At 68.8% G+C, this 21,779-nt stretch carries 17 protein-coding genes; 6 read left to right on the top strand and 11 right to left on the bottom strand.

Features of this window, described 5'->3' with window-relative positions:
* Window positions 1-7: 7 nt before the first annotated feature.
* The 5 genes from ASG59_RS05845 to ASG59_RS05825 form a co-directional block, all read right to left on the bottom strand.
* Window positions 8-1,735, bottom strand: a complete 1,728-nt coding sequence (locus tag ASG59_RS05845; protein ID WP_056407472.1) for a sensor domain-containing diguanylate cyclase — start codon at window positions 1,733-1,735, stop codon at window positions 8-10.
* A 652-nt stretch (window positions 1,736-2,387) separates the two neighbouring features.
* Window positions 2,388-2,588: a hypothetical protein gene (locus ASG59_RS05840; protein ID WP_055882932.1), complete on the bottom strand. Its 201-nt coding sequence runs from the start codon at window positions 2,586-2,588 to the stop codon at window positions 2,388-2,390.
* Between the two features lie 322 nt (window positions 2,589-2,910).
* Entirely contained in the window at window positions 2,911-4,437 is a 1,527-nt protein-coding gene (locus ASG59_RS05835; protein ID WP_056407471.1) for a tripartite tricarboxylate transporter permease, read from the bottom strand.
* A 30-nt stretch (window positions 4,438-4,467) separates the two neighbouring features.
* Complete coding sequence (locus tag ASG59_RS05830) at window positions 4,468-4,965, bottom strand: tripartite tricarboxylate transporter TctB family protein (protein ID WP_156387608.1); 498 nt, start codon at window positions 4,963-4,965, stop codon at window positions 4,468-4,470.
* 254 nt (window positions 4,966-5,219) lie between these two features.
* Entirely contained in the window at window positions 5,220-6,206 is a 987-nt protein-coding gene (locus tag ASG59_RS05825) for a tripartite tricarboxylate transporter substrate binding protein (RefSeq protein WP_055882924.1), read from the bottom strand.
* A 161-nt stretch (window positions 6,207-6,367) separates the two neighbouring features.
* Between ASG59_RS05825 and ASG59_RS05820 the strand changes: the two genes are divergently transcribed.
* The 3 genes from ASG59_RS05820 to ASG59_RS21185 all read left to right on the top strand — a co-directional run bounded on the left by ASG59_RS05820 (window position 6,368) and on the right by ASG59_RS21185 (window position 8,819).
* Window positions 6,368-7,594 (top strand): CoA transferase, encoded by a 1,227-nt coding sequence (locus ASG59_RS05820; RefSeq protein ID WP_056407469.1) that lies wholly within the window; start codon window positions 6,368-6,370, stop codon window positions 7,592-7,594.
* Window positions 7,595-7,967: 373 nt separating this feature from the next.
* Window positions 7,968-8,189 (top strand): hypothetical protein, encoded by a 222-nt coding sequence (locus ASG59_RS20285; RefSeq protein ID WP_156399122.1) that lies wholly within the window; start codon window positions 7,968-7,970, stop codon window positions 8,187-8,189.
* 243 nt (window positions 8,190-8,432) lie between these two features.
* A complete protein-coding gene (locus ASG59_RS21185; protein WP_277996099.1) occupies window positions 8,433-8,819 on the top strand; it encodes a Fic family protein in 387 nt (128 codons plus the stop codon).
* A gap of 420 nt (window positions 8,820-9,239) precedes the next feature.
* On the opposite strand, the gene ASG59_RS05815 is transcribed toward ASG59_RS21185, so the two are convergent.
* Together ASG59_RS05815 and ASG59_RS05810 are read right to left on the bottom strand one after the other, a co-directional pair.
* Window positions 9,240-12,227, bottom strand: coding sequence for an FAD-binding and (Fe-S)-binding domain-containing protein (locus ASG59_RS05815; RefSeq protein ID WP_056407467.1), 2,988 nt, complete (start codon window positions 12,225-12,227; stop codon window positions 9,240-9,242).
* Between the two features lie 112 nt (window positions 12,228-12,339).
* Window positions 12,340-12,594 carry a hypothetical protein gene (locus tag ASG59_RS05810; RefSeq protein WP_055882915.1) on the bottom strand — a complete coding sequence of 85 codons (255 nt, stop codon included), beginning with the start codon at window positions 12,592-12,594 and terminating at the stop codon, window positions 12,340-12,342.
* A gap of 145 nt (window positions 12,595-12,739) precedes the next feature.
* Here ASG59_RS05810 and ASG59_RS21390 point away from each other — a divergent pair, with 145 nt between their 5' ends.
* The 3 genes from ASG59_RS21390 (at window position 12,740) to ASG59_RS05795 (ending at window position 15,528) form a co-directional block, all read left to right on the top strand.
* Window positions 12,740-13,762: a diguanylate cyclase gene (locus ASG59_RS21390; protein ID WP_277996098.1), complete on the top strand. Its 1,023-nt coding sequence runs from the start codon at window positions 12,740-12,742 to the stop codon at window positions 13,760-13,762.
* Between the two features lie 84 nt (window positions 13,763-13,846).
* Window positions 13,847-14,668: an ABC transporter ATP-binding protein gene (locus ASG59_RS05800; RefSeq protein WP_055882911.1), complete on the top strand. Its 822-nt coding sequence runs from the start codon at window positions 13,847-13,849 to the stop codon at window positions 14,666-14,668.
* Window positions 14,668-15,528, top strand: coding sequence for an ABC transporter permease (locus ASG59_RS05795; protein ID WP_055882909.1), 861 nt, complete (start codon window positions 14,668-14,670; stop codon window positions 15,526-15,528). Before ASG59_RS05800 ends, ASG59_RS05795 begins: the two co-directional genes overlap by 1 nt.
* 145 nt (window positions 15,529-15,673) lie before the next feature.
* Here the strand turns inward: ASG59_RS05795 and ppx are convergent, their stop codons facing one another.
* The 4 genes from ppx to ASG59_RS05770 form a co-directional block, all read right to left on the bottom strand.
* Window positions 15,674-17,188: an exopolyphosphatase gene (gene ppx, locus ASG59_RS05790; protein ID WP_244475636.1), complete on the bottom strand. Its 1,515-nt coding sequence runs from the start codon at window positions 17,186-17,188 to the stop codon at window positions 15,674-15,676.
* Between the two features lie 28 nt (window positions 17,189-17,216).
* Complete coding sequence (locus ASG59_RS05785) at window positions 17,217-19,682, bottom strand: RNA degradosome polyphosphate kinase (RefSeq protein WP_244475635.1); 2,466 nt, start codon at window positions 19,680-19,682, stop codon at window positions 17,217-17,219.
* 117 nt (window positions 19,683-19,799) lie between these two features.
* A complete protein-coding gene (locus tag ASG59_RS05775; protein ID WP_056407463.1) occupies window positions 19,800-20,516 on the bottom strand; it encodes a DnaA/Hda family protein in 717 nt (238 codons plus the stop codon).
* A gap of 7 nt (window positions 20,517-20,523) precedes the next feature.
* Window positions 20,524-21,618, bottom strand: a complete 1,095-nt coding sequence (locus ASG59_RS05770) for an AI-2E family transporter (RefSeq protein ID WP_055882901.1) — start codon at window positions 21,616-21,618, stop codon at window positions 20,524-20,526.
* Between the last annotated feature and the right edge of the window lie 161 nt (window positions 21,619-21,779).

Below are 21,779 nucleotides of genomic sequence, written 5' to 3'. Positions count from 1 at the left end.
CCGGCTCCTACGCTGCCGCGCGCAGGCTGGGGAAGGTGGCCGCCTCGAACGAGCGGACGCAGTTCCGGCCGCTCGACTTGGCCTCGTAGAGCGCGCGATCCGCGCGTTCGATCGTGCGGTCGATGTCTTCGTCGGTCTGCTCGGCCTCGGCCATGCCGATGCTGATCGTCGCCCGGAGGCATTGTCCCTCCGGCTCGAACACGGTGTCCGCGACGGTCTGGCGGATCCGGTCCGCCAGGATCGTCGCGCCGCGCAGGTCGGTCTCGCGGAGCAGGACCACGAACTCCTCGCCCCCGAACCGGGCCACCTTGTCGGTGGTCCGGATGGCATCGCCGATGATCCGGCCGACCTGGCGGATCACTTCGTCGCCCGCCGCATGTCCGTGCAGGTCGTTGACGCGCTTAAAGTGATCGATGTCGACCATCAGCACGCAGATCGCCCGGCGATAGCGCTTGAAGTAGCTCATCGCGTCGTTGGCCAGCGGCAGGAACGCACGCCGATTGAGGAGGCCGGTGAGCGCATCTGTGTTGGCGAGCACCTGCATGGCATGGAGGTCCGCCCCGAGGCGCCTGACGCGATCCTCCGCGGCGTGGGCCGCGCTCGAGGCCACGGCCTCGATGTGGCGGGCATCCGCCTCGGCCGTGCCGATCCGCCTCAGCAGCGACCGCACCGAGGTCGACAGGCGAAGAACCTCGGGCGAGCCGTGCACGCGGTCGGTCATCCTGGCGTTCGGGTCCCGGCCGATGCGGTCGACGGCCTCGGTCAGCTGCGTCAACGGCCGGCTCAGGCGTGCCGCGACCAGCCGGATGCCGACCATCCCGATCAGCGCCGCGCCCAGGCCCAGCAGGATGATGAGGCCGGTCAACTGGGTGGCACCGGTGAGCGCGGTATCGATCGGCTGCAGGGCCACGACGATCCAGCCCAGGCCCGGATAGTCGCCCCGGCCGCGGGTCGCGGTCGCCGTCGCGAGGCGGGTTCCGTCGGCGCGCTCGTCCATGAAGTGGCCGGCCGCCAGTTGGGCCGCCGTGTAGGGCGCCGTGCCCAGGTCCGGTCCGAGCAGGACGCGACCGGCCCGGTCGAGGACAACGATGTCCTCCTTCAGGTCGGGGCGCCGGGACGCCAGAACCTCGCGCCGGACCACATCGGCCCAGCGCCAGCTGAGATGGACGCCGAGAACGCCCACCACCTGGCCCGAGGCATCGCCGATTGGAACGGCGAGGTCCACGAACCGAAACGGGGTCCCGTCGGCATTCGGCGTGAGCAAGGTCTGCAGCAGGGATGCGAAATGCACGTCCTCGACGGCGGCCTGCCGGATACCGTTCTTGAACCAGGGCCGCTGGCCGACGTTCGCGCCCTCGAGAACGCCGCCCGTGGCGGCACGCACCCGGCCCTCGCGATCCGCGAACCCGATCCAGGCGTAGTCCGGAAGGGTCTCCTGCATCCTGTCGAGGACCTTGCGCAGGCTGCCGGTGCTCTCCATCCAATGGGGCTGCAGCGGTTCGAGGGCCGCCACGTTGCGGATCTCCCGCAGGCGCTCGGCCATGTCCTGATCGAGCCGGTCGGCCACGGATCGCGCCACCTGCAGCAGGTTGCCCTGGGCCATGTCGGTCGCCTGCCCGCGCGCCAGCAGGGCGGAACCGATCGTGGTCGCTCCGACGATGGCCAAGCTGATGGCGCCGGCCAGGAGGGCGATCTGGCGGCGCAGTAGAGTCCTGTCGGCGAGCTGAGTGAGCATGACGATCCAACCTCGATCGTAGCATTCATGCTGGGCGTTGGATGACGATGTGTGAAGCTTATGAGTCAATCTTTTCGTGACGTGGCTTTTCGTGAGATATCTCACGATGGCGTGTCCGCCGCAGTCACGCGGGTCGATGCGCTGCGGGCGGAAAACGTCAAACGCAGGATGAAAGTCTGCGTCGACGCAACCAAGGCGGCGGATTCATCTTTGGATGGGGATCCACGGGATGGGGATCCACGCGCGGTGACCGCGAACCGAGGATGGCTCGCCCCTCCCCGGCAGGTGTTCGTCATGCCCTGCGCCGAAAACCTGTGACAGACCGAGGGCTTCGGTAGGAGTAAAGCGTTGGCGTGCCGACGCGAACCTGCTCAGGCCGTCCCCGCCGGGACCTCGATTTCCACAGGAACCGATCCCTCCCCTGGCGATCCGCATCGTCGCAGGCGCGCGTCGGGGGCCGGTCGAAGGCCGCGGGGCTTTCCCGACGCAGGCCCGCCGGGCGCGGGGCCCGAGCGTTTTTCCAGTGAGGTCCGACCGGACCAGGGACCCGGATCGCCGTCTCCGGTGACGAAGACCGCTCGGCCACGAAAAGGCTTGGGCCACGAAAAAGGGCCAGCCGCGAGGCTGGCCCTGGTTGTCGTGCCGCCGTCGCTTATTCGGCGGCGCTCATCTCGGGCGTGAAATGACCGCACCAGTCGGATGCGCTCACCACCGGCCACAGGCCGTGGTCCTTGGGACCCGGCTGGCTCACGGGCGGGTTGAAGCGGCACAGGCCTTCGTCGCCGTGCGCCATGGCGCCGTTGACCTTGTGCTCGTCGTAGAACTTGCAGGTGTCACACTTCACGTCGGCCATCGTCGGTCTCCTTCGAAGAACGGTCGCCTCGCGGCGCTACATTCTCATTAGATAAATTCCAATCTGGCTGTCAACGAGCGGATGCCGTGCGGGTTCCACGCGGCGCTTGAAAGGGGCGTTCAGAGGCGGCGTTCGAAGGCGGCGTTCCCGGGCGTTCGCTCGGAGACGGTTTGGCCGGGATCGGTCCGATGGGGGGCGGGGCCGTCGACCCGAGCCGTTCGTGCGTCGGCGACCGCAACGGTCAGGCGCGCACCACCTCGCCGTGCGCGATCGTGCGGCGAGGTGGTCGATCCGAGATCCCGGGCGCCAGAGGCCCGGCGCCTCAGCGGCCGAGGGGGGCCGAGCGGGTCGGGGCGAGCCTGCGCCTCAGGAAGCCGGTGCCGGCGCTCAGCGGACCCCAGAACAGCAGCGCCAGCCCCATCACCATCAGGGTCGAGACGAGGCCGTTGGAGAAGAACACCGACAGGTTGCCGCCCGAGCCGAGCAGGGCCTGGCGGAACGCGTCCTCGGCGCGGTCGCCGAGCACCAGGGCCAGGACCAGGGGGGCGAGGGGATAGTCGAGCTTCTTGAAGATGTAGCCGATCACCCCGAACACCAGCATCAGCCAGATGTCGAACCGCGAGGATTCCACCGTGTAGGCGCCGATGGCGCAGACGATCAGGATGATCGGCGCCACCAGCGCGAAGGGAATGCGCATGATCGCGGCGAAGACCGGCACGGTGGCGAGCACGATCAGGAGGCCGGCGATGTTGCCGAGGTACATCGAGGCGATGAGGCCCCAGACGAACTCCTTGTTCTCGATGAACAGGAGCGGGCCGGGTTGCAGGCCCCAGATCATCAGGCCGCCGAGCAGCACCGCGGCCGTGGCCGAACCCGGGATGCCCAGCGCCAGCATCGGCAGCAGCGCCGAGGTGCCGGCGGCATGCGCCGCGGTCTCGGGCGCCAGCACGCCCTCGATCTCGCCGCGCCCGAAGTTCTCGGGCGTGCGCGAGAACCTCTTGGCGAGGCCGTACCCCATGAAGGAGGCCGCGATGGCGCCGCCCGGCGTCACGCCCATCCACATGCCCACGATCGATGAGCGGATCAGCGTCGCCCAGTAGCGCGGCAGCGCGGCCCAGGTGCGCAGGACGACCTTGAGGTCGATCTGCGCCTTCTTGCCCTTGAAGTGCAGGCCCTCCTCGATGGTGAGCAGGATCTCGGAGACGCCGAACAGGCCGATCACCACCACGAGGAAGTCGAAGCCCTTGATGAGCTCGCTCACCCCGAAGGTCAGGCGCAGGTCGCCGGAGATGGTGTCGAGGCCCACCGCGGCGAGAAGGAAGCCGATGGCGAGGGAGGCCACGATCTTGGCCTTGTTCTCCTTGCCCATGCCGATGAACGAGCAGAACGTCAGGAAGAACACCCCGAAGAACTCGGCCGGGCCGAACCGCAGGGCGAATTTCGCCACCAGCGGCGCCACGAAGGTGATCAGGATGACACCGGCCAGCGCCCCGATGAAGGAGGCGGTGAAGGCGGCGGTGAGCGCCTCGCCGGCCTTGCCCTGCTGGGCCATCGGATAGCCGTCGAAGGTGGTGGCCACCGACCACGCCTCCCCGGGGATGTTGAACAGGATCGAGGTGATGGCGCCCCCGAACAGGGCCCCCCAGTAGATCGACGACAGGAGGATGATCGCCGAGGTCGGGTCCATGCCGAAGGTCAGCGGCAGCAGGATCGCGACGCCGTTGGGGCCGCCCAGGCCCGGCAGCACGCCGACCACGATGCCGAGCAGCACGCCGACGATCATGAACATGACGTTGGTCCAGGACAAGGCGACCTGGAAGCCCAACATGAGCTGGTGGAGATCGTCCATGGCGGTTCCTCGGACTTTTCTTGGTTGAGATTAGAAGCCGAGCATCGCCTCGACCGGACCCTTGGGCAGGGACAGCCGGAATTGAATCTCGAAGACCCAGAACGCCACGAGCGGCACGGCGACCACCGCCAGCAGCGTCTGCCACCAGCGGAACTCGCCGAGCATCACCATGAACACCGCCATGAACAGGGCCGAGGCGGTGTAGATGCCGACGAACTCGATGGCGAGTACGTAGAGGAACAGCGGCGCGAACACCGAGCCGACCATGCGCAGCTGGCCGTAGGTGACGAACACGCTGTCCTCGCGCCGCACCGCGCTCACCAGGGCGGCAGCGGCGGCGATCAGCAGGATCCAGCCGACGCGGGCGGGGAAGAACCCGTTCTGGGGCCCGGCGTCCCAGCCCGCGCCGCGCTCGTAGGAATCCCACAGCACCAGCCCCGCCAGCCCCATCAGGACGAGGGCGACGAGGATCTCCACCATCCGGCGCGACAGGCCGGGCTCGGTGGCCGTTTGGGACGTCTCGGTCATCCGTTCATCCTGATCGTTCGTTCGGCGCGCACCTCTCGTCCCCCGCATCTCTCGGGCCTGCCCGAGAGATGCACCCCGGGGGTCCGGGTCGGGCAGGCCCGACCCGGGTGCGGGGAGGAGTCGATAGTGGGGGCGGTTCCGCTTGTCCCCGGAGGAGGGTCGCCCGGCCACTCCCACCCTCGGTCCCTCCCCGCGAGGGAAAGGGACCGAGGGGTCAGCGCGAACGCGCCGGAGTGCTCACCCGGCGGCCGCCCTCAGTTGGTGCCGATGAACCCGGCCTTGCCCATCAGGTCCTTGTGCTTCTGCTCGTCGGTGGTGAGGAACGAGACGAACGCGTCGCCGGAGCGGAAGTCGGGCACCAGGGCGTTGCGCTCGACGTAGGCCTTCCAGTCGGCCGTCTCGGTGACCTTCTTGAAGAGGTTCACGTAGAAGGCCTGCTGCTCGGGCGTCACCTTGCCGGGCATGAACATGCCGCGCAGCATCTGGTAGTTCACGTCGAGGCCCTGCGAGACGCAGGTGGGCACGTCGGCCCAGGACATGTCGGCGGTGATCTTCTGGGTGTAGCCCAGCGGCTTGTCGGAGAACACGCACAGCGGCTTGACCGCGCCCGAGCGCCAGTTGGCGATCTCCTCGGCCGGGTTGTTCATGTTGGCGTCGATGTGGCCGCCGGCGAGCTGCACGGAGGAAGGTCCCCCGCCCTGGTAGGGAATGTAGGTGATCTTGATGCCGGCCGCCTGCTCCATCGTCACGGAGATGAGGTGGTCCTCGCGCTTCGAGCCGTTGCCGCCGGTCTTCAGGGGCGGATTGGCGGCCTTGGCGGCGGCGACGAAGTCGCCCGCGGTCTTGTAGGGGGTGCTCGCGTTCACCCAGAGCAGGAAGGCGTCCTGCGCCATCATCGCGACCGGGGTGAAGTTCTTCCAGCTCACCGGCAGCTTGGTGGCCAGCGGCGTCATGTAGATGCCGCTCGAGGTGGTGATGAGCTTGTGGGGGTCGCCGGCCGACTTCTGGATGTCGAGCATCGCCTCGCCGCCCGCCGCGGCCGGCTTGTTGACGATGATGATCGGCTGGGAGACGAGGTTGTTCTTCTGGATCGCACCCTGGATCGTGCGCGCCATCTGGTCGGACGAGCCGCCGGGCGGGAAGGGCACGATGATCTCGATGGGCTTGGTCGGCTCCCAGGCCAGGGCCGGGCCGACGGGCAGCAGCGTGGCCGCCAGGGCGGCCTTCACGATGGATTGCATGGCGTTGTCCTCCGGCGGTGCTCTTGGCGGCCCCGCCTTGTATACCAGGGTATGAAGTTTCGGGGCCGTTTGGCAACAGTGGGTTTTCTCGATCACGACCGCTCCTGTGGCCTTCCCGCGCCGGCTCGCCGATGATGGGAAAAACGCCAGGGCGGGATTCCATGCACACCACCTCCGACGAGCCTCACGGCCCCTTGCGCGGCCTCACGGTGATCGAACTCGCCCACATCATGGCCGGCCCGGTCTGCGGCCTGATGCTCGCCGACATGGGCGCCACGGTGATCAAGGTCGAGAAGATCGAGGGCGGCGACGACACCCGCCGTTCGGTGCCGCCGTCCCTGGAGGGCGAGAGCGCCGCCTACATGATGATGAACCGGGGCAAGCGCGGCATGGCGCTCGACCTCAAGAGCCCGGAGGGCCGGGCGATCCTGCACCGGCTGCTGGCCGGGGCCGACGTGCTGATCGAGAACTACCGCGCCGGCACCATGGAGCGCCTCGGCCTCGGCTACGACACCCTCAAGGCCGCCTACCCCGCCCTGATCTACTGCGCCCTCTCGGGCTTCGGGCGCACCGGCCCCTATGCCGAGCGGCCCGGCTTCGACCTCGTGGCGCAGGGCATGAGCGGGCTCATGAGCATCACCGGCGCGGGACCCGGCGAGGCGCCGATGAAGTGCGGCCCGCCCGTCACCGACGTCACCGCCGGCATCCTGGCGGCGATGGGGGTGCTGGCCGCCTACACCCACCGCCTCAGGACCGGCGAGGGCCAGGCGGTGGACACCTCCCTGTTCGAGGCAGGCATCACCCTGACCTACTGGCAATCGGCCATCGCCATGGCCACCGGCATCGCGCCCGGCCCGATGGGCTCGGCCCACCCGCTCAACGCCCCCTACGAGGCGTTCCAGACCGCCGACGGCTGGATCACGGTCGGGGCGGCCAACCAGACCAACTGGCTGCGCCTCCTCGAGGTGCTGGGTGCCGCCGATCTCGGCCACGATCCGCGCTTTGCCCGCAACGCCGAGCGGATGGAAAACCGCAAGGCACTGGCCGCGGTGCTGGCCCCGCGGTTTCGCCGGGAATCGTCCGCGACGTGGCTCGCTCGCCTGGAGGACGGCGGCGTCCCGGCCGGCCCGGTCCTCGACGTGCTCGCCATGCACCGCGACCCCCAGGCGCTCGCCCGCGAGATGGTGGTGGAGGTCGACCACACCCGCATCGGGCCGATGCGGACGTTGGGACTGCCGGTGAAGTTTTCGGGCACGCCCGGGCGGGTGCAGGGGGCCGCACCGCTGCTGGGGGAGCACAGCCGCGCGATCCTGCGGGGGGTCGGGTACGACGAAGCGGAGATCGAGGGGTTTTTGGCGCGGGGCGTGGTGCGCGAGACGGTGGGGTGAGGCGCCGGTTGCGACGATGGCTCGTCGTTGGCGCACATGCTCCAAGAAGGGCGAGAGCCACGCCTACGCCGTGGCCTTCCACTTGATGTACTACAATTTCGTCTGCTTTCACGCGAAGCTGCGGCTGAGCCCTGCAATGGCGGCTGGCGTATCGAATCGGCTTGGGGATATCCGTGAGATCGTGACGCTAGTTGAAGCGACGGATGAGAAGCCGGGGAGGCGAGGCTCCTACAGAGCCAAAAATGAGACAGTGATCTGACTGCGAGTCATTTATCCTCTGGAGAACGCGACCCGCTAGGCGTACCGTGTCTGAGTCTCCATATTTATGTGGCGATCAATGGCGTACCCTCGCGCCCGTCCAAGGAGGATTAGAATGGCAGAACGGAAGGCAGCCCTCAATCGGGCGCCGGCACGACCAGAACTGAAAGAGCGGCTGGAGCGGGCAAAAACGATAGTGCTGACCGAGGAGCAGATGCAGGAGCAGAGGGCAAGCTTTGCCTATGGCAATGCTCCTCGTAATTCTCGCATCACCAAAGCATCTGCAACGAGTGCGACCAAGCGTATTAGATTGTCTGACCCGCAGCCCGTAACCTAGAGAGGCGCCCGGCGTTCTGCGCCGGGCGTAAATATTATGCTGGTTCTCGAAAACCAAGATCAAGAATTGTACGATCGCGTACAAGAGCAGAACTTGATTCGACAATATGATTTAATGACTAATTGCATTGAGATTGGAATTAAGCAGGGTCCGGTTGCTTTTGACAAATATTTGCTTTGGGCACTTAACCATATTGCAGTTGTAAATATATCTTCCTTTGGTGGAAGGTTTAGAAAATAACCGATCTATGTAGGCGACCATAAACCGCCTCACTTTAACGAAGTTCCTGATGCTATGGATAGATTCATAGCTAACGTTCAGGAAAATTGGTACGTATGGGAGCCGACAGAGCTTGCAGCCTACGGATTATGGCGGCTGAATTGGATACACCCCTTCGTTGAAGGAAATGGTAGAACAGCAAGAGCTGTTTGCTACTACTTACTGTGTGTGCGTACTGGGACTCTGCTTCCAGGAAAAAAAATACTTCCTGAACTAATTAGGGAGAATCGAGACGGATACGAAAAAGCCCTAAAATTCGCAGATGAAGCATGGGATGAAGGCGATCTAGATTTTACGGCTGTTGAAGAATATCTCGCCCCACTGGTCAATGAGCAGTTGGAAAGTGCCTAAGATTACCCTTCTCTCCAATCGCCGCGTGGATTATCTCTCATTTCAGCATGGGCTCTAACCTCTGCCTCCTCCTCATTAAGACCGTCAGCAACGTATTTTTTGATCAAAACGTCTTTACGAACTAGGGCTTTTTTAGTCCTGCGGCGCGGCTTCGGGCGGGGAACCGGTGTTTCATCATTCATTGTTTTTCTGCTCCGAAACAGGTCGTTGCGTAGATAGGCATAAATGGCCAATCGCGACAACCTAGCAAAACGTTTTTCAAATTGACCCACTACCTCTCGCTGCCATCGCTTCTGCCGAGGGTGGGATCACGGCATTGAAATCGGTCTCTACGAAGGATGCCATAGCCTTCGCCGTGCAGCTTCTGCTCAAACACCGCACTTCATAACGTGTCGACCTGAACACGACGGGCGTGTGCCGCTACCGCGGCCGCCCACCCGTTACCAACGCCCCATCCAACACCCGCGCCACATGCTGCGCGGTGATCCCGAGCCCATCGTGGATCTGATGCCGGCAACTGGTGCCGTCGGCGACGACCCAATCGTCGGGACCGGCCTTGCGCAGCGCCGGGAACAGCGACAGCTCGGCCATGGCCAGCGAGACGTCGATGGTGTCGGCCCCGTAGCCGAAGGCGCCGGCCATGCCGCAGCAGCTCGACTCGATCACCTTGACCTCGAGGCCCGGCACCTGCCGCAGGACCGTTTCCACCGCCCCCATCGCGTCGAAGGCCTTCTGGTGGCAGTGGCCGTGGAGATGCGCGACGCGCCCGCCCTGGTCGGCCAGCGGCAGCGCGATCCGCCCGGCCGCGAGGTCGGCGGCCAGCAGTTCCTCGAACAGGAGGCTGGCACCGGCCAGGGCCGTGGCCTCCTCGCCGGGCAGCAGGGCGGCGAACTCGTCGCGGAACGTCAGCAGGCAGGAGGGCTCCAGCCCGACGACGCGGGCGCCGGCCCGAACGTAGGGCAGCAGCGCGTCGAGGGTGCGGCGCGCCTCCTCCCGCGCCCGGTCGGTCTGGCCGGAGGCGAGATAGGTCCGCCCGCAGCACAAGGGTCGCCGGCCCGTGTGCGGGAAAACCCGGTGGAGGCGGTAGCCGGCGGCGACCAGGACGCGCTCGGCCGCCTCCAGGTTCTCGCGCTCGAAGGCGCGGTTGAAGGTGTCGCCGAACAGGACGATGTCGCGAAACGTGCCCGTGACGTCGGAGGGGTGGGCCGGCTCGCCCGTCTCCGCCCAGGGCCGGCGCCAGGCCGGCAGGGTCCGCCGGGCCGAGAGCCCCGCGACCCTTTCCGACAGCCGCGCCAGGGCGGGCACCCGGTCGCGCAGGTTGAGGAGCGGGGCGAGTTTCGCCGCCAGCTTGGCATAACGCGGCAGTTCGGCCACCAGCCGCTCCTTCAGGGGCAGGCCGTGGCGGGCGTGGTAGTGGTGGAGGAACTCGACCTTCATCTTCGCCATGTCGACGCCGGTGGGGCATTCCCGGCGGCAGGCCTTGCACGAAACGCACAGGTCCATCGTGCGCTTCATCTCGGGGGATGTGAAGGCGTCGGCCCCGAGCTGTCCGGAGATCGCGAGCCGCAACGAGTTCGCCCGGCCGCGGGTGAGGTGCTGCTCCTCCCGCGTCGCCCGGTAGGACGGGCACATCGCCCCGCCCGCGAGCTTGCGGCAGGTGCCGTTGTTGTTGCACATCTCGACCGCCCCGCCGAGGCCGCCCCAGTCCGACCAATCGAGTGCCGTCGCCGCCGGCGCGGTGACGGCGTAGCCCGGCGCGAAGCGCATCAGCGAGCGGTCGTCCATCCGCAGGGGCCGCACGATCTTGCCCGGGTTGAGCCGGTTGTCCGGGTCGAAGCCGTCCTTGACCGCCTCGAAGGCGCGGGTGAGGCGGGCGCCGAACAGCGGCTCCACGTATTCCGAGCGCGAGATGCCGTCGCCGTGCTCGCCCGAGTACGAGCCCTTGAAGCGGCGCACCAGGGCGGAGGCCTCCTCCGCGATGGAGCGCATCTTGGCGACGTCCCCGCCCTGCTTCATGTCGAGGATCGGGCGCACGTGCAGGCAGCCGACCGAGGCGTGGGCGTACCAGGTGCCGCGGGTGCCGTGCCGGGTGAACACGTCGGTGACGGCGTCGGTGTAGTCGGCCAGGTGCTCGAGCGGCACCGCGCAATCCTCGATGAAGGACACCGGCTTGGCGTCGCCCTTGGTCGACATCATGATGTTGAGGCAGGCCTCGCGTACCTCCCAGACCGAGCGCTGGCGCACAGGCTCGGGCACCTCGACCACCGCGTCGGGGAATCCGTGGTCGGCCATGCAGGCGTCGAGGCGCCTGAGGTCGGCCAGCAGCGCGTCGCGGTCCTCGCCGGCGAACTCCGTGAGGAGCAGGCAGTTCGGCCGGCCCCGCGTGATGTCGGCGAGCGTGGTGCGGAACAGCGGGATGTCGGCGCCCAGCACCAGGACGTTGTTGTCCACGAGTTCGACCGCGACCGGGTTCAGGTCGACGATCGCCTTCGTGGTCTCCATCGCGGAACGGAACGAGGGGAAGTGGCACACCCCCATCACCCGGTGGGTCGGCAGGCGCGAGAGCTTGAGCGTCACCGAGGTGGTGGCTGCCAGCGTCCCCTCCGAGCCGACCAGCAGATGGGCGAGGTTCGGGCGCGGCTCGATCAGGGCGTCGAGGTTGTAGCCGCCGACCCGCCGCTGCACGCGCGGGTACATCGCCAGGATTTCGTCCCGCTCCGATTCCGCCAGGGAAACCATGCGGCGCGCGAGATCCTTTGCCCGCGCCGAGCCCGACACGCCGGTGGCCTCGTTTCCCGTCAGCGAAAAGCCGAACGCCTCGCCGTCGTGGAACAGCGCCTCCATCGCCAGGACGTTGTCGCTCATCTTGCCGAAGCGCAGCGAGCGGGCGCCGCAGGAGTTGTTGCCGGCCATGCCGCCGATGGTGCAGCGGCTGGCCGTCGAGGGCTCGACGGGAAAGAACCAGCCGTCCGCCTTCACCCGGGCGTTGAGGCGCTCCAGCACCATGCCGGGCTCAACCGTGACGGTGCCGCCCTGCGGATCGTAGGCGAGGATGCCGTCGAGGTGGCGCGAGCAATCCACCACGAGGCCGCGCCCGATCGGCTGGCCGTTCTGCGAGGTGCCGCCGCCGCGCAGGATCACGGGCACGCCGTGCTCGGCGGCGATGGCGAGCGTCGCGGCGATGTCGGCGGCCGATTTCGGGAAGACCACGCCGGTCGGCACGATCTGGTAGATCGAGGCGTCGGTGGCGTAGCGACCGCGGGTGAAGGCGTCGAAGCGTGCCTCTCCCCGGAGCGCCTCGGCCAGGCGGCGGGCCAGGCCGGCACCCTGCCGCCGCGCCGCCCGCGGGCTCGTCGTCCCGGCGCCCATCGCTTCGGGACCCGTCGCCGGCTCGGCCGTTGTCGCCATGGTGTCCCGTCCCTGTCCCGCCCCGTCGCCGTCTTCGTCGCGGCCTATGACTGCATGCATAATACCACCGACCGGCGGGTCAACGTCGCCCGTTGTCCCGCGGCTCGGGATCTCAACCGCCCTGCAGGCTCTCGGCGAAATCCTCCGGGATCTCGCCGAAGCGGCCGAGGATGGTCACCCCTTCGAGTTCCCCGGTCTCGTCGTCGGCCACCACCTTGAGGGCGGCCGTGCCCGGCATCCGGCCGGCCATCGCCTCGGCCTTCTTCAACGCGCCGCTCTCGGTGGGCGCGACCTCGCGGTCTCCGGGCACCAGGCGCTTGCGCTTGATCACGAAGGTCTGGACCACGAACGTCGTCTTCATCGTCATCGGATCGGTTCCTGGTGGCGTCCCCGGCGGTAGCACAACACGCCCGGAGCGTCGGCATCGGGCCATCCCGTGAAGGTCTCTTAATCGACCTTGCCCCATGATAGACGCCTTGATCGAACGGCGACGATGGCGGACGATGCTCTGCATGCGCGACGACCCGGCACCCGACGACGCGCAAGCGGTGATCGACCTGGGCGAAGACGACGACACGGCGGAACTGGAACGGCTGAAGGCCGCCTTCGCCCGGCAGTCGGCCGCCCTCGCCCATGCCCAAAAGATCTTCGCGCGGGCCTCGGAGGCGGCCCGGATCGGGGTGTGGGAATGCACCCTCGACGGCGAACACCTGACCTGGACCGACGTCGTCTACGACCTCTTCGACCTCCCCCGCGGCTCGGTCCTCGACCGGGCGGCGACCCTGGCCCTCTACGCGCCGGACTCGCGAAAGGCCCTCGACACGATCCGCGCCCGCGCCATCGGCGAGGCCCGCGGGTTCACCCTCGATGCGGAGATCGTCACCGGCCTGGGCAACCGGCGCTGGATCAGGATCACCGCCACGGTGGAATGCGAGGACGGGGTCCCCACCCGCATCTTCGGGATGAAGCAGGACATCACCGAGGAGAAGGCCCTGTTCGACCGGACCCGCTACCTCGCCGCCTTCGACGACATGACCGGGCTCGCCAACCGCACCAGCTTCCAGGCGCGGCTCGCCGCGGTCGAGGAGGAGGGCTGCGGGGCCGCCCTCCTCCTCGTCGACCTCGACGGGTTCAAGGCGGTCAACGACACCCTCGGGCACCTGGCGGGCGACGCCTGCCTGCGCCGGGCGGCCGCCCGCCTGCGCACGGTCTGCGATCGCGCCGAGCTCGTGGCGCGCATCGGCGGCGACGAGTTCGGCGTGCTCCTCGGTACGGATGACCCGACAATCGCCGAAGACCTCGCCGGCCGTATCGTCGCGGCCCTGCGCCGCCCGGCGGAGGGCGAGGACCACGGCCTGCCGCTTGGCGCGTCCCTCGGCGCATCCGTGGGCGTCGCCTGGCACGACGCCGCGGCCCCCGCCACCCTGTTCGCCAGGGCCGATGCCGCCCTCTACGCCGCCAAGGCGGCCGGCCGGAACACCTTCCGGACCGACGCATCCGCCGGCCATCCGGCCCGCCGCAGCCGCGTCGCCTGATCGGCGCTGCGAGGCCTCGCCTTCGGTTCTGCATGCACTTTGGCCCGAACATTGCTGGGCGATGCGCACGGCGATGGAGGCTTCATGACGGCGCAGACGGTGCAGCTCGGCCTGCGCGGAATCCGCAAGGCCTTTCCCAGTAAAACCGGCCCGGTCCCGGTCCTCGACGGCCTGAGCTTCGATATCTACGAGCGCGACTTCGTCAGCATCATCGGCCCGAGCGGCTGCGGCAAGACCACGGTGTTCAACATCATCGCCGGCCTCCTCGACCCCGACGGCGGCACCATCCGCTACCGGGGCGAGGTCGTGCCGGGCCTGCGCGGCCGGGTCGGCTACATGATGCAGAAGGACCTGCTGTTTCCCTGGCGCACGGTCCTGCAGAACGTGATGCTCGGCCTCGAGATGAAGGGCGTCGACCCGGCCCAGGCGCTGGACACCGCCCGCGAGTACCTCTCCACCTTCGGCCTTTCGGGATTCGAGAACGCCTACCCCAAGACCCTGTCGGGGGGCATGCGCCAGCGAACGGCGCTGATCCGGACCCTGATCATGGACCCCGACATCCTGCTCCTCGACGAGCCGTTCTCGGCGCTCGACTACCAGACCCGGCTCTACCTCGAAGGCGTGCTGCTCGACGCGGTGGAGACCTACGACAAGACCGTGGTGCTCGTGACCCACGACATCGACGAGGCGGTGGCGCTGTCCAAGCGCGTGGTGGTGCTCGGCAACCGCCCGGCCACGGTCAAGGCCGTCCACGACATCGCCATCGCCGACCGCTCGCCGATCGGCGCCCGCTCCGATCCACGCTTCTCGGAATACTTCCACGCCCTGTGCGGGGAACTCGACATCCAGACCCGTCCCCGGGCCCAGACCCTTCCCCGGGCCCGCTCACACGCGAAGGTCGCCTGATGACGACGCGATCGATCGAGGCGGCCCCTCCTCCTTCCCCCGCCCGCTCCCGCCGGCCCGGCGCCCTCGCGCTGGCCGCCGACACGCAGGCCGGGCGCGCCCTCATCCAGTTCACGGCGGTGATGGCGTTCTTCGGCGCCTGGGAGCTGGGGGTGCGGGCGGGCTGGGTCAGCGACTTCCTGGTCGGCGCTCCCTCCGGCATCTGGCGGGTGTTCGTGCGTGCCGTCATGGACGGCAGCCTGTTCGTCGACACCTGGTACACGCTGATCGAGGCGATCCTCGGGTTCGTCATCGGCACCGTCCTCGGCTCCGCCGCCGGGCTCGGGCTGTGGTACTCGGCCTTCGTGGCGCGCCTCGTCGAGCCGTTCATCGTCGCCATCAACTCGGTGCCCAAGATCGCCCTCGCCCCGATCGTGATCCTGTGGTTCGGCACCGGCTTCGTCTCGAAGGTGGCGCTGGCGGTGTCGCTCACCGCCCTCGTCGCCCTCATCGCCGCCTACCAGGCGGCGCGGGACGCCGACCCGGACCTGCAGGCGCTCCTCGCGTCGATGGGCGCCTCGAAGCACCGCATCTTCAAGAGCGTGATCGTGCCCTCGACCCTGCCGGCGATGATCGGGATGTTCCGCATCAACATCGGCTTCGCGCTGGTGGGCGCCGTGGTCGGCGAGTTCATCTCGTCCCAGCGCGGGCTCGGGCACATGATCTACAACGCCTCCAGCCTCTACGACCTCAATTCTGTCTGGGTCGGGCTGTTCGTCCTGATGTTCGTGGGCTTCCTGCTCTACCACGTCATCGACTTCGCCGAGCGCCGTATCCTGCCCTGGAAGCAGGTCTCGACGGCCGGTCAGGTCCAGGTCTGATCGGGCGGCGGGACCGGCGCCGCCGGGATGGGTCGGCCACTCTTACATAATCCGTTCGATGGCTTCGCAATGCGGATGTCGGCTTCGCTCAGGCGCCGCGCGGGCTCGGCGATACGGTTCCCGCTCGAATCGAGCGGAAACCGTATCACACCACCTCGACCCGGCCGTCGAGGCCGACCACCCGTCCCAGTCCGCGCACGCGGTTGAGGACGCGGTCCCCGGCGAGGGATCGCCAGTCGGAGGGCACGGTGAGCACGACGCGGCCCTCGGCGATGCCGACGGGCAGGCGCGGCAGGATCGCCGCCATGCCCGCCGAGGTCGGGAAGGCCACCCGCAGCAGGCCGCCGACGAGGCGGGCGCGCTCGAACAGGCGCGGGCCGGCGAGGTTGCGCAGGATCGGGCTCGCCTTCTCGGGGGCGACGCCCTCGTGCCGGAAGTAGACGGCGAGCGCCAGGTAGGCGCGGCCCGGGTGGTCGATGCCGACGAAGGGCGCCTGGGTGATCACGTCGATGCTGTGCCCGCCGCGATAGTCGGGATGCGCCCGCCAGCCGATGTCGGACAACAGGCAGGCGGCGTGGCGCAGGCGGCGCTCGTCCGCCGTCTCGGGGCCGTCGAGTTCGGCAACGAAGCGATCGGTCCAGGCGATGAGGTCGGTGGCGTGGCCCGGCGAGCGGGCGCGCAGGGCGTTCAGCTCGGCCGCCGCGGCCAGGAGCGGATCGGCGGCCCGGGTTTCGCGGTCGAGGAGTTCGTAGAGCAGGCCCTCGCGCACGCCGCTGGCCGAAATCGCCACTTCGCGCGGGCGGCCCAGGCGCAGGATCTCCTCCAGCACCACCGCGCCATAGGCCAGGAGCGGGCGGCGGGCCTCCGAGACGCTCTCGACGTCGGCGAGCAGGGCCGCGTCGACCCGCTCCACCACTTCGAGGAAGTTGAGTTCGTCCGAGGGCTCCACCGTGTAGCCGTGCATGACGTGGAGCGGATAGGCGCGGGCGGCCTGGTGCAGGCGGGCCAGGGCCCGCCAGGTGCCGCCCACCGCGTAGAAGCTGCGCCCGCGCAGGGTCTCGAGCTGGGGAGCGGCCTTCTTGAGGTGCTCGCGGACGATCTTCTGGGCCTTCTTGGGCGAGCCGCCGGTGAGGTCCTGCAGGGCGAGGCCGCCCAGCGGCATCGTCACCCCCTGCCCCACCTCCGCGCCGCGCACGTCGACGAGTTCCAGCGAGCCGCCGCCGAGATCCCCCACCACCCCGTCCGGGGCATGGAAGCCCGAGACGACCCCGAGCGCCGAGAGTTCCGCCTCGCGCCGCCCCGAGAGGAGCTCGATCGGGTGGCCGCAGGCGGCCTCGGCCGCCGCCAGGAAGTCCGGCCCGTTCTCGGCGTCGCGCGCCGCCGCGGTGGCCAGGACGAAGACCCGCTCGATCTCCATGACCGCGCACAGCATCCGGAACCGGGCCAGGGCCGCGAGCGCCCGCCTGACCGCCTCCTCGTTGAGCCGGCCGGTGGTGAGCACGTTGCGGCCCAGCCCGCACAGCACCTTCTCGTTGTAGAGCGGGGTCGGTGCCCGGCTCAGGCGGTCGTAGGCGACGAGCCGCACCGAGTTCGAGCCGATGTCGATGATCGCGAGGGGATCGCGGGGCGGGCCGACCGTCGTGCCGACTGCCTGTTTCATGCCCGGTGCCTGTCCCATGCCGGGTCCTTCAGGAACGCTGGGCTCGCCGGCTCAGCGCACGCGGACTCGATTTCTTCGACGACTTGCCGCGCCCGGACAGGCTCGGGTTCGTCATGAAGTACTTGTGCGCGTTAAACGGCTCCTCGCCGTCGGAGGGCTGGATCCGCTCGCTCGCACCCGACGCCAGTACACGCCAGCTCTGGCGGTTGTCGAGGAGGTTGGCGAGCATGATCTGGTCGAGCACCTGCTGGTGCACCGTCGGATTGGTGATCGGCAGCAGCGCCTCGACCCGGCGGTCGAGGTTGCGGCTCATGAGGTCGGCCGAGGAGATGGAGACGGTGGCCTTGGGGTGGGGCAGGCCGTAGCCGTTGCCGAAGGCGTAGACGCGGCCGTGCTCCAGGAAGCGCCCGACGATGGACTTGACGCGGATCGTCTCCGACAGGCCGGGGACGCCGGGCCGGAGGCAGCAGATCCCGCGGATGATGCAGTCGATCGGCACGCCGGCTTCCGAGGCGTCGTAGAGGGCGTCGATGATCTGCTGGTCGACCAGCGAGTTGCACTTCAGCCAGATCGCGGCCGGGCGCCCGGCCTTGGCGTGGCCGATCTCCTGCTCGATGCTGTCGAGGAGCTTCGCCTTGAGGGTGAGGGGCGAGACCGACATCTTCTCGAGTTCGGCGGGCTCGGCGTAGCCGGTGATGAAGTTGAACAGCCGCGCCACGTCGCGGCCCACCGCCGGGTCGGCCGTGAAGAACGACAGGTCGGTGTAAACCCGGGCCGTGATCGGATGGTAGTTGCCGGTGCCGACGTGGCAGTAGCTCACGAGCCTGTCGCCCTCGCGGCGCACCACCATCGAGAGCTTGGCGTGGGTCTTGAGCTCGATGAAGCCGAACACCACCTGCGCGCCGGCCTTCTCGAGGTCGCGCGCCCAGCGGATGTTGGCCTCCTCGTCGAAACGGGCCTTCAGCTCCACGAGCGCGGTGACCGACTTGCCGGCCTCGGCGGCCTCGGCGAGTGCTGCCACGATCGGCGAGTTCGAGGAGGTGCGGTAGAGGGTCTGCTTGATCGCCACCACATGCGGGTCGCGGGCGGCCTGGGCGAGGAACTGCACCACCGAATCGAACGATTCGTAGGGGTGGTGGACGATGAAGTCCTTCTGGCGGATCGCCGCGAAGACGTCGCCGCCGCTCTCGCGGATGCGCTCGGGAAAGCGCGGGTTGTAGGGCTTGAACTTGAGGTCGGGCCGGTCGATGCCGACGATCTGCGACAGCTCGTTGAGGGCCAGCATCCCCTCCACGAGGAAGACCGCGTCGGGGCCGATCTCGAGTTCGTCGGCGACGAAGCCGCGCAGGTCCTCCGGCATCCCGGCCTCGATCTCGAGGCGGATGACGACGCCGCGGCGACGCTGCTTGAGGGCGGTCTCGAAATGCAGGACGAGGTCTTCGGCCTCCTCCTCGATCTCGAGGTCGGAGTCGCGGATCACCCGGAAGGCGCCCTGCCCCTTCACGAAGTAGCCGGGGAAGAGCCGCCCGGTGAACAGCACGATCACCTGCTCGATGGCGATGAACCGGGCCATGGCGTCCCCGCCCACGTCGGGCAGGCGCACGAACCGCTCGACCACCGAGGGCAGGCGGATCAGCGCGCGCAGGGTCCGCCCGTCGCGCGGGCGCACCAGCATCAGGGCGATGGTGGAGCCGAGGTTGGGGATGAACGGGAAGGGGTGGGCCGGGTCGATGGCCAGCGGCGTCAGCACCGGCAGGACGTGGTTGAGGAAGTAGTCCTGCAGCCAGGCGGCATGGTCCTGGCTGAGGTCGGCCGGCTCGACGAGGTCGACGCCGACCCCGTGCAGGTCCTTGCGCAATTCGCGCCAGCGCTGCTGCTGCTCGAGGGCGAGGCGCGAGACCTCGGTGCCGATGCGGGCGAGCTGCTCGGTCGGGGTGAGCCCGTCCTGCGAGGGCACCACGAGGCCGGCGCGGACCTGATCGTGCAGGCCGGCGACCCGCACCATGAAGAATTCGTCGAGGTTGTTGGCCGAGATCGAGAGGAAGCGAAGCTGTTCGAGCAGGGGGTGGTTGGGGTTCGAGGCCTCCTCCAGCACCCGGTGGTTGAACTGCAGCCACGAGATCTCGCGGTTCACGAACCGCTCCGGCATCCGGCGCAGGGCGCGGCCGGCCTCGACCACGGCGGCGCGCAGCTCGCGCTCCTCCTCCGGATTCTTGCCCGCCGCGGCGACGATCGCCGCCGCCTCGGCGCGCGCCGGCATGGCGTCATCGGCGGAGGCGGGCTCCGGCGGGGATGGCGCCTTCACGGGCAGGGACGACGCCGGTTTGGAGGTCGCTGCCCTGGGGGACGACGCGGGCCCGGATGCGGTGGATTTGGACGCGGTGGATCTGGATGCGGCGGGTTTGGCGGCCGCGGGCCTGGGAGCGGGCGGCTTGCCCGGGGTGGCGGGGGGCCGCGTCGTCTCGGCGTCGCCGACCTCGGCATCCGGGCTCATCCTGTCCGCTTCCCTCTCCGACAACGGCACATCTCCTTCTCGTCGACCACGAACGGGTCCCTAGCATGCGGTCGGCCCGCGTTTGTGACGGTTCCATGACACCGCCCGGGCCGGCCTCTACTCGTCCCCCTCCGAACCGAGGCCGAGCCTGGCGAGGACGGCCAGCGCCAGCGGCCGGGTGATGCGCCGGCCGCGGCCGAGCGCGTCGCGGTCGAGTTCGGCCACGACCTCGCGGGCCAGGGCCAGGGAGCGGTCGATGCGCAGCACCAGCGCCTCGACCACGCTGAGGTCGACCACGAGCTGTCGGTCGACGAACAGTTTGACGATGACCGCCCGCAGCAGCGCCTCGTCCGGCGGCAGGATGGTGGCGCCGGGTGCCAGGCGCAGGCGCGAGCGCAGGTCGGCGGTCGCCAGGCCGATCACCTCCACGGGCTTGGCCGCCGTGAGCAGGATCGCGGTCCGGTGCTCGCGGGCGAGGTTGAGGAGGTGGAACAGGGCGGCCTCGTCGCCCCCCTGGAGCCGGTCGACGTCCTCGACCACGAGGGCGCCGTTCGAGACGAGATGGGGCACCCCCTCCCCCGTCAGCGCGGCCGCCGCCACGGTCCAGGCATGGGCCCGCGTCGCCCAGATCGAGGCGAGGTGGCTCTTGCCGCTGCCGGGCGGCCCCGTGAGCAGGAACACCGTGTCGGGCCATTCGGGCCACGCTTCGATCAGGCCGTAGGCGGTCTCGTTGGCCGGCCCGACCAGGAAGTCCTCGCGCCCGTAGCGCGGGTCGAGGGGCAGGTCGAAGGCCAGCTGCCTCGGGGGGGCGGTGTCGCGGCGCGGGCGGTCCATGGCGGGCTCAGGGCCCCTTCGGGAAGGCCGGGGCCGCCGGATCCGGCGCCTGGTGGAGCGGGCTGGCGAGGTAGCGTTCGAGCGCATAGCGCACCAGGACGCCGATCGAGGCGGCCACCGGCACCGCGATGAGCAGGCCGATGAACCCGAACAGCGACCCGAACGCCAGCAGCGCGAACATCAGCCAGACCGGGTGCAGGCCCACCGAGTCCCCCACGAGCTTGGGCGAGATGACGTTGCCCTCGAGGAACTGCCCGACCGCGAACACCGCCACCGTCAGCCCGATGCGCAGCCAGTCGGAATCCGGCCAGAACTGCACCAGGGCGACGCCCACCGAGAGCAGGAAGCCGACGATGGTGCCGACGTAGGGGATGAAGGTGAGGAAGCCCGCGATGAGCCCGATCAGGATGCCGAAGTTCACGCCCACCATGAACAGGCCGACGGCGTAGAAGGTGCCGAGGATGAGGCAGACCAGCGTCTGCCCGCGCAGGAAGCCGGTGACGGCCCCGTCCATCTCGCGCCCGAGGCGGCGCACCACCGGGCGATGGCGTGGCGGTACCCAGGCGTCGACCTTGGCGACCATCCGGTCCCAGTCGAGCAGGATGTAGAAGGCCACCACCGGGGTGATGAACAGGAGCGAGACGATGGAGACCAGCGCCTGGCTCCCGGTCCAGAGCGAGCTCAGCACCGAGAGGCCCCAGCTTCCCCCCTGCCCCACCAAAGTCCCGGCCGAGGATTGCAGGTCGCTCAAGATGCCCGGGCCGCCGATCCGTTCCAGCAGCGGGCCGGCCCGCTCGACGATGAGGCCCTGCAGCTTCGAGGCCATGCCCGGCAGGGTCGCGACCAGGGCCGAGACCTGCTTGGCCACCAGCGGCCCGACGATGAGCACCACCAGGACCAGCGCCACCGCGAACAGCGCCAGGATGAGCAGCGAGGCGCTCAGGCGCCCGAGCCCGAGGCGCTCCAGGCGGTCGGCCAGGGGATCGAGGAGATAGGCGAGCGCCAGCCCGGCGGCGAAGGGCAGGATCACGTCCTTGAGGAGGTAGAAGAGCACGACGAAGACCACCAGGCCCGCCGTTGCGATCATCGTCCTGCCGCGCATCGGCCGTCCTTCTCGGGTTCGTCGTCGCTGTCGACAGTGGGAATCGGGTCCGGCCCGGTCAAGGCGGTCTCGCCAGGGGATTAGGCCGTCCCTTGCCTCGCGCGCAATGGTTGTCGGAACGCTTGGCTCCCGGACTCGCGAAGACGGGCAGGACTGGTTAG

It is taken from the genome of Methylobacterium sp. Leaf466 (assembly GCF_001425565.1).
GTDB lineage: Bacteria > Pseudomonadota > Alphaproteobacteria > Rhizobiales > Beijerinckiaceae > Methylobacterium.
This window is presented reverse-complemented; position numbering and strand designations above follow the sequence as displayed.

Bases quoted from the DNA above. Each gene is read 5' to 3' on its own strand.
- ASG59_RS05845 (WP_056407472.1), bottom strand. From the start codon at position 1,735: ATGCTCACTCAGCTCGCCGACAGGACTCTACTGCGCCGCCAGATCGCC.
- ASG59_RS05840 (WP_055882932.1), bottom strand. From the start codon at position 2,588: ATGGCCGACGTGAAGTGTGACACCTGCAAGTTCTACGACGAGCACAAG.
- ASG59_RS05835 (WP_056407471.1), bottom strand. From the start codon at position 4,437: ATGGACGATCTCCACCAGCTCATGTTGGGCTTCCAGGTCGCCTTGTCC.
- ASG59_RS05830 (WP_156387608.1), bottom strand. From the start codon at position 4,965: ATGACCGAGACGTCCCAAACGGCCACCGAGCCCGGCCTGTCGCGCCGG.
- ASG59_RS05825 (WP_055882924.1), bottom strand. From the start codon at position 6,206: ATGCAATCCATCGTGAAGGCCGCCCTGGCGGCCACGCTGCTGCCCGTC.
- ASG59_RS05820 (WP_056407469.1), top strand. From the start codon at position 6,368: ATGCACACCACCTCCGACGAGCCTCACGGCCCCTTGCGCGGCCTCACG.
- ASG59_RS20285 (WP_156399122.1), top strand. From the start codon at position 7,968: ATGGCAGAACGGAAGGCAGCCCTCAATCGGGCGCCGGCACGACCAGAA.
- ASG59_RS05815 (WP_056407467.1), bottom strand. From the start codon at position 12,227: ATGGCGACAACGGCCGAGCCGGCGACGGGTCCCGAAGCGATGGGCGCC.
- ASG59_RS05810 (WP_055882915.1), bottom strand. From the start codon at position 12,594: ATGACGATGAAGACGACGTTCGTGGTCCAGACCTTCGTGATCAAGCGC.
- ASG59_RS21390 (WP_277996098.1), top strand. From the start codon at position 12,740: ATGCGCGACGACCCGGCACCCGACGACGCGCAAGCGGTGATCGACCTG.
- ASG59_RS05800 (WP_055882911.1), top strand. From the start codon at position 13,847: ATGACGGCGCAGACGGTGCAGCTCGGCCTGCGCGGAATCCGCAAGGCC.
- ASG59_RS05795 (WP_055882909.1), top strand. From the start codon at position 14,668: ATGACGACGCGATCGATCGAGGCGGCCCCTCCTCCTTCCCCCGCCCGC.
- ppx (WP_244475636.1), bottom strand. From the start codon at position 17,188: ATGAAACAGGCAGTCGGCACGACGGTCGGCCCGCCCCGCGATCCCCTC.
- ASG59_RS05785 (WP_244475635.1), bottom strand. From the start codon at position 19,682: ATGAGCCCGGATGCCGAGGTCGGCGACGCCGAGACGACGCGGCCCCCC.
- ASG59_RS05775 (WP_056407463.1), bottom strand. From the start codon at position 20,516: ATGGACCGCCCGCGCCGCGACACCGCCCCCCCGAGGCAGCTGGCCTTC.
- ASG59_RS05770 (WP_055882901.1), bottom strand. From the start codon at position 21,618: ATGCGCGGCAGGACGATGATCGCAACGGCGGGCCTGGTGGTCTTCGTC.